Source organism: Falsochrobactrum ovis, from assembly GCF_003259955.1.
GTDB lineage: Bacteria > Pseudomonadota > Alphaproteobacteria > Rhizobiales > Rhizobiaceae > Brucella > Brucella ovis_A.
Window position 1 is genome coordinate 386,391 of the sequence record NZ_QLMK01000002.1, and the last position, 14,211, is coordinate 400,601.

The following is a 14,211-nucleotide window of genomic DNA, read 5'->3' on the forward strand; positions in this document are numbered from 1 at the left end:
ATTAAACTATGGGCGAATATTTTAATGCATACCAAATAGGCAAATCGGTGGAAATTTTATCGCAGCCTCTGAATATTGGCGGGGTGACGCTGAAAAATCGCGTTTTTCTTGCGCCCATGTCAGGCGTTTCGGATCTTCCTTTCAGAAAGCGAGCAGCGCAGGCAGGTGCGGGAATGGTTGTTTCCGAAATGGTTGCAAGTGCAGAGCTTTGTAATCGGCATAAAGAAAGCATGTTGCGCCTATCCGGCGAAGGTCTTGGCACCCATGTTGTTCAGCTTGCGGGTCGAGAGGCCCACTGGATGGGGGAAGCTGCAAAAATAGCCGAAGGAGAGGGCGCAGACATCATCGATATTAATATGGGATGTCCGGCGAAAAAGGTGACAGGCGGTTATTCCGGTTCTGCACTGATGCGCGATCTAGATCACGCTATGACTTTGGTTGAGGCGACGATTGCCGCTGTAAAAGTTCCGGTGACGCTTAAGATGCGTCTGGGATGGGATGAAAACAGCATAAATGCACCCGAATTGGCAAAGCGTGCCGAAGATGCGGGTATTGCCATGGTTACGGTCCATGGCCGCACCCGATGCCAGTTTTACAAAGGCAAAGCGGATTGGGACGCTATCAGGGCTGTTCGAGAGGCGGTAAAAATACCGCTGGTAGCGAATGGTGATGTGGCAAATAAAGATGATGCTTGCGCAATTTTACAGCAATCCGGAGCGGATGCGATAATGGTGGGTCGGGCATCCTATGGCCAGCCATGGTTGGCAGGCGGCATTGTAGGAAGCGATGCGGTGCCAAAATCGATAGAGCATATTTTAGCATATATTATAAGTCATTATGAAGATATGCTAAACCATTATGGCATCAAAACCGGCATAAGGCATGCTCGAAAACATTTAGGCTGGTATCTTGATCGTCACATTGGAAATACCCTTGCGCCGGCTGCGCGGGCGAAGATCATGACATTGAACGATGCTGCCGAGGTAGTTAGAGAGCTTGAAACTATTTTTCATCAAAAAGCGGAACTAAGCGTTCCAAAGCGTAGGGTTGCCTGATGCGCCGCAGAGGCGAAGGGGATAATGTTGCATCCGTAGTGCTTGATGCAATCAGTCAGCCCGTGATTATGCTTGGTGCAGATAATCGCATTACTTTTGCCAATCTAGATGCAGAACAATTTTTTCGTTCCGGTTCCGCTATATTGGCACGTAACAGTTTGGACTCATTTCTGCCGTTGGGCAGTCCGTTATTATCATTGATTGATAAGGTGCGGAGCACCCAGGTTCCGATAAATGAATATCGCGTAGATGTGTCTTCGCCCAAGCTAGGGGGAGAACGAATTGTTGATCTTTATGTCGCGCCTGTCATGGAGAAGCCCGGTGCGGTTGTCATTTTGTTCAAAGAGCAAACCATTGCCGAGAAAATTGATCGGCAGATGACGCATAGAGGTGCTGCACGTTCTGTTGCAGGTCTTGCCTCTATGCTAGCGCATGAAATTAAAAATCCTCTTTCGGGTATAAGGGGAGCTGCGCAGTTGCTTGAACAAGTGGTCGAAGGAGATGACCGGGCATTGGCACGCCTGATTACCGAAGAAACGGATCGGATTGTTAAGCTTGTTAATCGCATGGAAATATTCTCAGACGGACGCCCCATAGAGCGTAGCGCAGTGAATATTCATGTGGTGCTTGATCACGTAAAAGCGATTGCGCAAAATGGTTTTGCGCGGAATATCCGCTTTATTGAAGATTACGACCCGTCGCTGCCGCCGGTCTATGCTAATCGTGATCAACTAGTTCAGGTGTTTCTCAATCTCATTAAAAATGCCGCAGAAGCAATTGGTGACCGAGAGGATGGAGAAATTACACTTTCCACCGCTTACAAGCCGGGCATTAAATTACAGGTGCCGGGTGCGCGGGATCGGGTTGCCCTGCCTTTGGAATTCTGCGTGCAAGATAATGGCTCGGGGGTTCCTGCGGACATGCTGCCGCATCTTTTCGAGCCTTTCGTAACCACCAAGGTTAAAGGTTCGGGCCTCGGATTGGCATTGGTTGCAAAAATCATTGGTGATCACGGTGGGGTGATTGAGTGTGACGCTCATCCGTTGCGGACGAAGTTCAAAATCCTTATGCCATGTTGGAAGAATTTGACAGAAGATATTGAAATAAAAGAATTTGAATTATCTCGGTCAGGACCTAAAAATGATTTCGAAGCCTGAGAAAGCCACTATTCTTGTTGCAGATGACGATGCTGCAATCCGTACGGTTCTTAATCAGGCGCTCTCACGTGCGGGCTATGAGGTGCGAGTTGCTTCGAACGCGTCCTCATTATGGCGATGGATTTCAGCGGGCGACGGGGACTTGGTGATCACCGATGTTATGATGCCCGATGAAAATGCTTTTGATTTGCTGCCGCGCATTAAAAAGATGCGTTCCGATTTGCCAGTTATTGTCATGAGCGCACAGAATACATTCATGACGGCGATCCGGGCCTCAGAGGCGGGAGCCTATGATTATCTGCCAAAACCGTTTGATTTAACGGAATTGATTAACATTATCCGCCGCGCTTTGGCCGAACCCAAAACCCGCCCAGCGTTAAATCATGGCGATGACCAGATGGAGAATATGCCTCTGGTTGGCCGTTCGGCTGCCATGCAGGAAATCTATCGCTTGCTTGCGCGCATGATGCAGACTGATCTGACGGTAATGGTGACAGGTGAATCGGGCACGGGGAAAGAACTGGTCGCGCGTGCGCTGCATGAATATGGACGCCGGCGCAAAGGTCCGTTTGTTGCAATTAACATGGCCGCTATCCCGCGTGAATTGATTGAAGCGGAATTGTTCGGGCATGAAAAAGGTGCGTTTACGGGTGCGCAAAACCGTGCCATAGGCCGTTTTGAGCAGGCGAATGGTGGAACTTTATTCCTCGATGAAATTGGCGATATGCCAATGGATGCGCAGACGCGCTTACTTCGTGTCCTGCAGCAGGGTGAATTTACGAGTATCGGGGGACGAATCCCGGTCAAAACCGATGTTCGCATTGTGGCAGCCACGAATAAAGATCTTCGACAACTGATTGCGCAGGGGCTTTTTCGCGAAGATTTATACTATCGCCTGAACGTGGTTCCATTGCGGTTACCTCCATTGCGCGAGCGTAGCGAGGATGTCCCAGATCTCGTGAGGCATTTTTTCAAGCGAGTGGCCACAGAGGGGTTGCCGGAAAAATGGGTTAATGCCGCGGGACTGGATATCATGCGGCAATATTGCTGGCCGGGTAATGTGCGTGAGTTGGAAAATTTGGTCCGGCGTCTGGCGGCGCTATATCCTCAAGAAGAAATTACGCCCGAAATTATTGAAGCGGAACTTCGGCATGACTTATCAAAACCGGACAGTGGTGTAGGGTTATCGATTGATTTTGATCAGGTGACCATTTCACAGGTCGTCGAGCAGAATATGCAACGCTATTTTGCTTCTTTTGGAGACGGATTGCCGCCGCCCGGTCTTTATCATCGAGTGTTGGCCGAGTTTGAATATCCGTTAATTTTAGCCTGTCTAACCGCAACGCGAGGAAATCAAATTAAAGCGGCGGAAATATTGGGGCTCAACCGAAATACTTTGCGCAAGAAAATTCGCGAATTAGGAGTAAATATATATCGCAGCCCAAAACTGTAGGTCTCTCAAAATATCGTTGCATTTTCGCCACAATATGTTGCATAGATGCAACGGAATTGGTTAACATGGTTAACATGAAAACAGCGAATCTGATGACGGATATTAATGAATCTGATCAACAATCGGGTGGGGAGGGGCGCAGGCTTCTCGCGCTGCCTGGCATTATTACCGTTGTATCAGCGCTGATAACAGCATCTATTTCTTTTGCAATTTTGATTGGGATTACACCCATAACGCCTGATCGTGGCGTAACGCTGGCGCTTGTGATCATTAATGTCGCGCTGATCTGTTTTCTTATTCTGCTAATATGTCGGGAAATTTATCGCATTATCACCGCCCGGCGGCTGGGGAAGGCTGCATCAAGGCTTCATGTCCGAATAGTAGCGCTTTTTTCTCTGATTGCTGCAGTGCCAGCGATTGTTGTAGCTATTGTTGCGTCAGTGACCCTTAATCTGGGGCTTGATCGGTGGTTTGATACCAATACACGCGATATTGTCAGCTCATCACAAAGCCTGTCATCCGCTTATATAAGAGAGACTGCACTTAATCTGCAAAGCACATCCTATTCGATGTTGCAGGAGCTTGATGCTCAAAGGACCATGTTCAGTCTGGATCGCGGCGGATTTGTGCGCTTTATGTCACTTCAGACGGCTGGACGGGGTTTGTTAGGTGCTTTTCTCGTACGGCAAAACGGTGACATTGTCGTAAGAAGCGACATAGGTATTCAGGTGCGTTTGCCGCCGCCTACAGAAGATGCCCTTGCCACAGCTGTTGATGGAAAGCCGGTAATTATCCCGCCCGGAAACAGTAATTTTGTGGGCGCTGTTATCAAGATGCGCGAAATACCGGATCTATATCTTTATACAGTTCGCACGGTTGATCAGCAGGTGCTGGAGGCGATGCATCTGATGGAGGCGAATACAAAGCGCTATCAGGAAATGGACGCGAACCGCATTCCAACCCAGATCGCCTTTGCACTGCTTTATTTTGGCTTGACGCTTATTGTACTACTTTCGGCAATCTGGACTGGGATCGCCGTGGCAGACAGGCTCGTTCGCCCGATCCGATTGTTGATCGGTGCGGCAGATGAGGTTTCCGCAGGTAATCTTGATATTTTTGTGCCCGTACGTGCATCAGATGGAGATGTGGGCGCGCTGTCTGATACTTTTAACAATATGGTTGCTGAGGTCAAAAGTCAGCGGAACGAGTTGCTTTTTGCCAATGCGCAGATTGATGAACGGCGCCGCTTCTCCGAGGCAGTTTTATCAGGCGTAACTGCGGGTGTGATCGGGATTGAAACGGATGGGTCGATCTCTATTCTCAATCGCTCAGCTGAGCAAATGTTCGGCGTCAGTTCTCAGGAAGCAATTGGCAAAAATCTCAGCAGCATCGCACCGGAGATAGGGCAGGCTTTTGAATTGGCCCGCAGTGCCGGGCGCATCATGCATCGAGAACAGGTGACAATGACACGCGCAAATGCGGCGCGTACCTTCAATGTGCAGGTGACTGTTGAAGACGCTGAAACAGACGATCATTCTTATGTTGTAACGGTTGACGATATTACCGATCTTGTGCAGGCGCAGCGATCTTCTGCTTGGGCAGATGTCGCTCGGCGTATTGCGCATGAGATCAAAAATCCGCTTACACCCATTCAGCTTTCTGCAGAGCGTATTCGCCGGCGTTATGGGAAGGTAATTACTGAAGACCGCGAAGTGTTTGATCAGTGTACGGAGACGATTATCCGTCAGGTCGGCGATATTGGTCGGATGGTCGACGAGTTTTCTGCTTTCGCCCGTATGCCAAAGCCCGATATGCGGATTATGGATTTGCGAGATGCGTTAAGAGAGGCGTCATTCCTGATTGAAGTCAGCCGGCAGGACATCCAATTTACCAATGAGTTTGAAGATTGCGAGCTTCTGGGTACTTTTGACAGTCGTATGCTCGGACAGGCGTTCGGCAATGTCATAAAGAATGCAAGCGAAGCGATTGATGCCGTGCCGAAAGAAGAGCGCGGTGAGGGGCATATTCTTGTCAGAGCATATAAATCTAACGGGCATTTGACCGTCGATATTATCGATAATGGCAAAGGATTGCCGGGTGACGACCGGCAGAAACTTTTAGAGCCTTATATGACAACTCGCGAAAAAGGCACAGGATTGGGGCTCGCGATTGTGCGAAAAATCGTTGAAGAGCATGGTGGTTATTTAGAATTGCACGATGCGCCAGAAGACTTTTTTGGTGGCCGCGGCGCATTGATACGCATGATTTTTCCTGAAGCTCCCTCCGACCAATCGGATGAGGAAGTTCAGGCGAACAGAACGAGTGGACAGGTGGTTTGATATGGCAGCGGATATTCTTGTCGTTGACGATGAAGTCGATATTCGGGAACTGGTAGCTGGTATCTTGAGCGATGAAGGGTATGAAACCCGAACAGCTTTTGATGCGGACAGTGCGCTGGCCGCAATCGATGATCGTGTGCCCCGTCTGGTGTTTTTGGATATTTGGTTGCAAGGAAGTCGTCTAGACGGTCTGGCACTGCTTGATGAGATCAAGAAACAGCACCCTGATTTGCCAGTGGTGATGATATCTGGTCACGGCAATATTGAAACGGCAGTATCCGCAATCAGGCGCGGTGCATATGATTTTATCGAAAAGCCATTCAAGGCCGATCGGCTGATTCTTGTCGCTGAACGGGCGTTAGAGACTTCCAAGCTCAAACGGGAAGTTTCGAATTTGCGAAAACGTGGTGGCCACAATCTGGACCTGATTGGAACCTCGCTTGCATGCAATCAGTTGCGGCAGACAATTGAACGGGTCGCGCCAACAAATAGTCGCATCATGATTACCGGGCCGTCTGGAGCCGGGAAGGAACTAGCGGCGCGTGTCATTCATGCGAGTTCTAGCCGGGCGAATGGTCCGTTTGTGACGGTGAATTCTGCAACGATCACACCGGAGCGGATGGAAATAGAGCTGTTCGGTACCGAAATGGACGGAGGAGAACGCAAAGTCGGTGCGCTGGAAGAAGCGCATGGCGGTATTCTATATCTGGATGAAATTGCAGATATGCCGCGGGAAACCCAGAATAAAATTCTTCGGGTTTTGGTGGATCAGCAGTTTGAACGGGTGGGCGGTACGAAACGTGTGAAAGTTGATGTCCGCATTATTTCATCTACCGCGCAAAATCTGGAAGGGATGATTGCAGAGGGCACTTTCCGGGAAGATCTCTATCATCGTTTGTCGGTGGTTCCTGTGCATGTCCCGCCGCTTGCTTCCCGACGTGAAGATATTCCCGCGCTGGTCGAATATTTCATGGCTCAAATTGCTGAGCAAACCGGCATTAAACCGCGACAAATTGGTGCCGATGCGATGGCGGTTTTGCAGGCACATAGTTGGCCTGGGAATATTCGACAGCTAAGAAACAATGTTGAACGCCTTATGATTCTTGCACGCGGCGATAATCCGGATGAGCCGGTTACCGCTGATTTGTTGCCTGCCGAAATCGGAGATACATTGCCACGGGCTCCCACGGAAGCAGATCAGCACATTATGGCGCTTCCGTTAAGGGAAGCGAGAGAACGTTTTGAGAAGGAATATTTGATTGCCCAGATAAATCGTTTCGGGGGCAATATTTCGCGAACAGCGGAATTTGTCGGCATGGAGCGCTCGGCACTGCATCGCAAGCTTAAATCGCTTGGAGTTTAAGAGATTCCGTGCCCTTTCTGCCTGTAGCCAATAATTTTAATGAGATTGAAAATCTAAGTTAGGCGGAACGACCATGCGGGTAATCGTATGTGGTGCAGGACAGGTCGGGTATGGTATTGCCGAACGTCTTGCAGCCGAAGAAAATGACGTTTCAGTCATTGATACTTCGGCCAAGCATATTGAAGTTGTTCGAGATACGCTCGACGTACGCGGTTATGTGGGGCATGGATCCCAGCCAGACGTGCTCGCGGCAGCGGGTGCGGATGAAGCGGATATGGTGATTGCAGTTACCTTATCTGACGAAGTCAACATGGTGGCTTGTCAGGTCGCGCATTCGGTTTTTCATGTCCCGACTAAAATTGCGCGCATCCGTGCGCATTCTTATCTGCATCCGGAATATCAGGATCTATTTCTTCGCGAAAATCTTCCGATTGACGTCATAATTTCTCCTGAGCTTGAAGTCGCTGAAGTTGTCTTGCGTCGGATCGCTTTGCAAGGTGCTTCCGACGTTTTGCGCTTTGCCGATGAAAAGATCATTGGCCTAGCTATTGAGTGCCTCAACGAATGCCCGGTGATCAATACGCCGCTTAAGCAATTATCTGACCTATTTCCAGATCTGTCTGCGACCGTTGTTGGTGTGGTGCGAAAAGATAGGCTTTTCATACCGCGTTCGTCCGATGAGCTTCATGCGGGAGATTTGGCTTATGTAATTACCACTCAGGAGCAAGTACGACGCACGCTTTCGCTTTTTGGACATGAAACGCCGGAGGCGAGGCGGATCGTTATTGCTGGGGGTGGTAATGTAGGGCTTTATGTTGCAAAAGCCATTGAAGAAAGAAAATGGCCGACGCGGGTAAAATTAATCGAAAGCCAGCAGGAACGCGCATTTGCGATTGCCGATCAGCTAAGCCACACCATGGTTTTGCATGGTAGTGCTCTTGATCAGGCTTTGTTGCTAGAGGCGGATGTGGATGATGCTGACCTTATGGTGACACTGACGAACCAAGATCAGGTAAATATTTTATCTAGCATCATGGCTAAGCGCCTTGGGTGTAAGGCAAATATGGCGTTGATCAATAATGTCGCCTATCAGGATTTTACCCATATGGTGGGCATTGATGCTTATATTAATCCCAAAGCAGTCACCATATCAAAAATTCTTCAACATGTACGGCGTGGGCGTATTCGCGCTGTTTACAGTGTCTATCGTGATAACGCTGAAATCATCGAAGCTGACGCTCTGGAAACATCGTCACTTGTCGGTGGTCCGTTGCGTGAACTTGATCTGCCGAAAGGTTTGCGGATTGGTGCCATCCTTCGAGATGGGAAGGTTATTCAGCCTAATGGGGATACCCACATCAGACCCAAAGACCGAGTAGTCATTTTTGCACTATCGGATTCGATCAGAGATGTAGAGCAGATGTTCCGCGTAAGTCTCGAGTTCTTCTGATTCTGGGGGGCAGTAATGGATATATGCACATTTTGGTATGGGCCTCGATTGCGCGAGGTTGACCGTATTTGTCTTGCATCAATGGTGATGACCGGGCAGAAGGTCAAACTCTTCGCTTACGATACTATTGAAAACGTGCCGCAGGGTGTCGAACTGCATGATGCTTCACGCATTTTGCCGAGATCAGCATTTAAGCGGTTGGATCCTTCTTATCCTAATTTCAAAAACCGGATTACCATCGTCCAGTTCAGCGATATATTTCGTATTATGCTGATGAAACATAGCCAAGGTGTGTGGCTGGATACCGATGTCTATTTGGTTAAACAGTTTCATCCTGATCCGACAAAGCCTTATCTGGCACGAGAAAATCGTTCTCGCGTTGGCGTTTCGGCACTTTATTTTCCGCATGATCATCCCATCATAGGTGAATTTGAAGCCTATATGAGAGGCACGGACCCTTTACCAGATTGGCTTGGTATCCGGAGAGGCAGGTTAAGCCCATTCTATTATCGTTTAACGGGCAAAGAGATCACGCCCGCAGCGATTGGGATTACCGTGTTCGGTAATGACGGAATTTCTAGGCTTGCCCGAAAATACTCGATCTTCAAGGATGCGGCCCCGCAAGAAAATTTTTATTATTGGGTGGGTAAGGAAGCGACGCGCATCTATGATCCGGCTTATGGGTTAGAACCGCTCAACCATCCGGATTTTATCGGATTTCATATTCATAAGAAACATCCGCAAGTTGTGCGGTTAGAGCAGGGGAGTTTTTATCAGTGGGCGATTGATCGCTTACCGCGATCGCAACTTATCGAGCAGGATCAACAATACGAAATGGGATAAACCCGTTGATAGAAGCCTGAATGATCTTTTTCGGGGCGTGGATATACAAATCACGGTTGCTTTAAAAATGGCAGCCTGTTAACCGATTCAACTAGCGAAGCAGTTGATATCTACAGCAACCGCATCAGGTTGAGGATTTGCGCGCTCCTCTAACTTGATTTATATGTGCGCGAACGCTCATCTTCTAATAAGATGAGCCGACTGCTGATCGATTAAAAGGAATAAAAAAAATGGCTGAACGATCGCAAAATCTTCAAGACCTCTTTCTAAATTCTGTACGTAAACAGAAAATTTCTCTGACGATTTTTCTTATTAATGGCGTGAAACTAACCGGAATTGTCACGTCATTTGACAATTTTTGCGTTCTTTTGCGCCGAGATGGGCATTCGCAACTAGTTTATAAGCACGCAATTTCTACAATTATGCCCAGTCAGCCTGTGCAGATGTTTGAAAGCGAAGAAGCCTGATATCCAGTTTCGCTTCATATCGCGGCCGAAATTCGATCGGATTTATGGCCGCGATAGCAGCTTCGGGTCACTTTGGTTTGAAACATCTTGCAGAGCGCCCTATCTGCAATTTCAGTTTCCTGCACCCGGAGTAAATTTGCTTGTCCAAATTCGAGGATAATAATACGCCGTCCACGCATCAGGCCAAAGATGCAAACGGCTTGAAAAATCCGCTGACAAAAGCAGCGGTTGTCGTTCCGATACTGCCTGAGCGCTTTAATTCAAATATCGCTGGCGAGGAAACCACCAAACCCCGTTTTGAACGATCTAATGATGCTCGGCTTGAAGAAGCCAAGGGGCTGGCCCGAGCTATTAATTTAGATATTGTATTTGCCGAAGCTATCATAGTGAATATGCCTCGACCTGCGACCCTGTTGGGCGTCGGCAAGGTTGAGGAAATAGCAGAGATGATCAAAGAGCGCGATATTGAGCTCGTCATTGTTGATCATTCGCTTACCCCTGTTCAGCAACGTAATCTAGAAAAAGAGTGGAACATCAAGGTTATAGACCGGACTGGCCTTATCTTAGAAATATTCGGTGAACGTGCGCGTACCAAGGAAGGTACGCTTCAGGTGGAGTTGGCCCATCTTAACTATCAAAAGGGGCGTTTGGTTAGAAGTTGGACCCACTTGGAGCGTCAGCGCGGTGGTAGTGGCTTTCTTGGTGGTCCCGGTGAAACTCAACTTGAAGCTGACCGGCGCATAATTCAGGAAAAAATTCTACGCATCCAACGGGAGCTTAAAACGGTCGTGCGGACCCGCAATCTGCATCGGCAGAAACGCCGAAAAGTGCCGCATCCTATCGTAGCTTTGGTTGGATACACCAACGCCGGAAAATCAACTTTGTTTAACCGGATGACTGGCGCGGATGTGCTGGCCGAAGACATGCTGTTTGCTACGCTAGACCCCACATTGCGCCGCATCCGTTTGCCGCATGGTGAAATGGTCATTTTATCAGATACGGTCGGTTTCATTTCAAATCTTCCTCACCATCTGGTGGCGGCGTTCCGGGCCACGTTGGAAGAAGTTGTGGAAGCCGATCTGATTTTACATGTGAGGGACATATCGGATCCCGATAATGCTGCGCAATCGGAAGATGTTGAAACGATCCTGAGCAGCCTTGGGATCAAAGCAAATGATCAAAAGCGATTAATCGAGGTTTGGAATAAAATTGATAATCTTGATGAATCCGGGCGCGAAACCGCATTGCGACTTGCAGCAGCCGGGAGTGATGAGGTCCGGCCAATTCCGGTGTCGGCATTAACCGGTGAAGGTGTTGACAAGTTGCTTGCCGTGATCGAAACGCGTATCGCTGGGAAATTAATTACAGCAGAACTCGTTCTTTCGCCGTTTGAGCTGCATTTGTTAGATTGGATTTATCAGCATGGCAGCGACATAAGGCGTGACGATCTGGAGGATGGCGCGGTTCGGATTCAAGTTACGCTCACCGAAAATGCGCAAAGAATGCTTAACGATATGCGAAGCAACCAGTCTGACGGTCCGGAATTGGACGAAGGTTGAACAGCATCTTGCGGAATAGGGGCGCAAGGCCCTATGTATGGACACTTGACGATTCAAATCATCTTATCGCGATAAATACCCAGAGGCCATAATGAGAGACCCTATCGAAACCGTCATGAACCTCGTGCCTATGGTGGTTGAGCAGACCAACCGTGGTGAGCGGGCCTATGATATTTTCTCACGCTTGCTAAAAGAGCGCATCATTTTTGTAAACGGCCCGGTGGAAGACGGAATGTCGATGCTGGTTTGTGCGCAGCTGTTGTTTCTGGAAGCGGAAAATCCGAAAAAAGAGATCAACATGTATATCAACTCGCCCGGCGGCATAGTGACTTCGGGAATGGCGATATACGATACGATGCAATTCATCAAACCGCCGGTTTCCACGCTTTGCATGGGGCAGGCAGCATCGATGGGCTCGTTATTGTTGACCGCTGGTGCCACTGGACAGCGTTATGCGCTTCCAAATGCGCGTATCATGGTCCATCAGCCTTCAGGAGGTTTTCAAGGGCAGGCTTCAGATATTGAGCGCCATGCTCAAGATATTATCAAATTGAAACGCCGCCTTAATGAGATTTATGTGAAGCACACTGGTCGGGATTACGAAACCATTGAGCGTACACTCGATCGTGATCATTTTATGACAGCGCAAGAGGCACTTGAATTCGGCCTTATTGATAAAGTGATTGAATCGCGCGAATCAGGTGTTGAAGAGACTGAGTAAGGACTCATTTTCAAATTTCCTGATTTTTAATAGGAATCGCCACAAAAGTGGCTTATTTCTTAGTCGTACGTGGATGTTAACGACTATCGTTAAGTAAGTGTTGGGGTTCGGGCGTTAGATTTGTCCCCAGCAAGCGGAATTGGCGGGGAAGGTTGTTTTACGATTGTTCCTCGCCGTAGGTTCTGCAACAGTCACCAAATAATCTTCTTCGGTCGGGAAGATTCGGTGACGACACGAAGCCCGAACCAAAAACGATCAGAATGAATCAACGAGGAATCGACCTTCATTCTGGTTTATTGAAAGGAAACTGCAATGAGCAAAGTCAGCAACGGCGGCGATGCAAAGAATACGCTTTATTGCTCGTTTTGTGGCAAAAGCCAGCATGAAGTTCGTAAGCTGATTGCAGGCCCGACCGTATTTATCTGTGATGAATGTGTCGAACTTTGCATGGACATTATCCGCGAGGAAAATAAAACCTCGATGGTAAAGTCGCGTGAAGGTGTCCCAACGCCGCAAGAAATCATGACTGTTCTGGATGATTACGTCATCGGACAGCAGGGCGCTAAGCGTGTTCTTTCGGTGGCTGTGCACAATCACTACAAACGTCTGGCGCATCAGAGCAAGAGCAATGATATTGAACTTGCCAAGTCGAATATTCTCTTAGTAGGTCCGACGGGTTGCGGTAAAACATATCTCGCGCAGACCCTGGCACGCATCATTGATGTGCCATTCACGATGGCTGACGCTACCACATTGACCGAAGCGGGCTATGTTGGTGAGGATGTCGAGAATATTATTCTGAAGCTACTTCAGTCGGCTGATTATAATGTCGAGCGCGCACAGCGTGGTATCGTCTATATCGACGAAGTGGATAAAATCAGCCGCAAGTCGGACAATCCGTCAATAACACGGGATGTTTCCGGTGAAGGTGTGCAGCAGGCTTTGCTGAAGATCATGGAAGGCACCGTAGCATCGGTTCCGCCACAGGGTGGTCGCAAGCATCCACAGCAGGAATTTTTGCAGGTGGACACTACGAATATCCTGTTCATTTGTGGTGGAGCTTTTGCGGGGCTGGATAAAATTATTTCCGCTCGTGGTGAAAAGACTTCGATTGGCTTTGGCGCAACGGTGAAATCGGTCGATGAACGCCGTATCGGAGATATTTTCCGCGAGCTTGAGCCGGAAGATCTGCTGAAATTTGGCCTTATCCCAGAATTTGTGGGGCGTTTGCCTGTTATCGCCACGCTTGAAGATCTGGATGTCGATGCTCTGGTGAGAATTCTGACCGAGCCGAAGAATGCTCTCGTGAAGCAATATCAGCGACTTTTCGATATGGAAAATGTTGAGCTGAGCTTCCATGACGAAGCTTTGCGCGCAATTGCCAATAGGGCAGTGGAACGCAAAACCGGTGCGCGTGGGCTTCGGTCGATCATGGAGAAAATTCTTCTCGATACAATGTTTGAACTGCCCACTTTGGATGGCGTTCAAGAAGTTGTGATTTCGGGCGATGTGGTAGACGGTAGCGCACGGCCACTCTATATCTATGCCGAAAGGCAGGATGAGAAAGAAAATGCGTCAGCATGATTTGACATAATGTTGCCGGAGGGGCCGCGGAAGCGGCCTTTTCTGCGTTTAATTCACAAGGTGTGTTCAATGTCGTCAATGCTATCAGATTGCCGTGTGCAACTGCCTCAACGCAACAAGCTGTTATTGTACAAATGGACGGGACAGCGCAGGATAGCTGACGATTCTATCAGCACCGCTTGAATTAAAGGATTCGACTCTCCAAGTATGGACCGAAGCA

11 protein-coding genes are annotated in these 14,211 nt (G+C 48.6%); all 11 read left to right on the plus strand.

Translation table 11 applies throughout. The features are described from left to right. Nucleotides 1-47 precede the first annotated feature (47 nt). Nucleotides 48-1,055: a tRNA dihydrouridine synthase DusB gene (gene dusB, locus C7374_RS05530; protein WP_210205071.1), complete on the plus strand. Its 1,008-nt coding sequence runs from the start codon at nt 48-50 to the stop codon at nt 1,053-1,055. Next, nucleotides 1,055-2,212 carry a two-component system sensor histidine kinase NtrB gene (locus C7374_RS05535; RefSeq protein WP_111574601.1) on the plus strand — a complete coding sequence of 386 codons (1,158 nt, stop codon included), beginning with the start codon at nt 1,055-1,057 and terminating at the stop codon, nt 2,210-2,212. Before dusB ends, C7374_RS05535 begins: the two co-directional genes overlap by 1 nt. Further along, entirely contained in the window at nt 2,196-3,665 is a 1,470-nt protein-coding gene (ntrC, locus tag C7374_RS05540) for a nitrogen regulation protein NR(I) (protein ID WP_111574602.1), read from the plus strand. Before C7374_RS05535 ends, ntrC begins: the two co-directional genes overlap by 17 nt. A gap of 32 nt (nt 3,666-3,697) precedes the next feature. Further along, nucleotides 3,698-6,004, plus strand: coding sequence for a sensor histidine kinase NtrY-like (locus tag C7374_RS05545; RefSeq protein ID WP_111574603.1), 2,307 nt, complete (start codon nt 3,698-3,700; stop codon nt 6,002-6,004). Between the two features lies 1 nt (nt 6,005). Beyond that, nucleotides 6,006-7,367: a nitrogen assimilation response regulator NtrX gene (gene ntrX / locus C7374_RS05550; RefSeq protein WP_111574604.1), complete on the plus strand. Its 1,362-nt coding sequence runs from the start codon at nt 6,006-6,008 to the stop codon at nt 7,365-7,367. 73 nt (nt 7,368-7,440) lie between these two features. Next, nucleotides 7,441-8,817, plus strand: a complete 1,377-nt coding sequence (trkA, locus tag C7374_RS05555) for a Trk system potassium transporter TrkA (RefSeq protein WP_111574605.1) — start codon at nt 7,441-7,443, stop codon at nt 8,815-8,817. 15 nt (nt 8,818-8,832) lie between these two features. Next, nucleotides 8,833-9,660 (plus strand): glycosyltransferase, encoded by an 828-nt coding sequence (locus tag C7374_RS05560; protein WP_111574606.1) that lies wholly within the window; start codon nt 8,833-8,835, stop codon nt 9,658-9,660. Between the two features lie 230 nt (nt 9,661-9,890). Continuing rightward, a complete protein-coding gene (gene hfq, locus C7374_RS05565) occupies nt 9,891-10,127 on the plus strand; it encodes an RNA chaperone Hfq (protein ID WP_111574607.1) in 237 nt (78 codons plus the stop codon). A 200-nt stretch (nt 10,128-10,327) separates the two neighbouring features. Continuing rightward, the gene (gene hflX / locus C7374_RS05570; RefSeq protein ID WP_245412587.1) at nt 10,328-11,686 is read left to right on the plus strand and encodes a GTPase HflX; all 1,359 of its coding nucleotides are present in this window, start codon (nt 10,328-10,330) and stop codon (nt 11,684-11,686) included. A 91-nt stretch (nt 11,687-11,777) separates the two neighbouring features. Next, nucleotides 11,778-12,407, plus strand: coding sequence for an ATP-dependent Clp endopeptidase proteolytic subunit ClpP (gene clpP / locus C7374_RS05575; RefSeq protein WP_111574609.1), 630 nt, complete (start codon nt 11,778-11,780; stop codon nt 12,405-12,407). Between the two features lie 312 nt (nt 12,408-12,719). Then, nucleotides 12,720-13,991 (plus strand): ATP-dependent Clp protease ATP-binding subunit ClpX, encoded by a 1,272-nt coding sequence (gene clpX / locus C7374_RS05580; RefSeq protein ID WP_111574610.1) that lies wholly within the window; start codon nt 12,720-12,722, stop codon nt 13,989-13,991. The last annotated feature ends 220 nt before the right edge of the window (nt 13,992-14,211 follow it).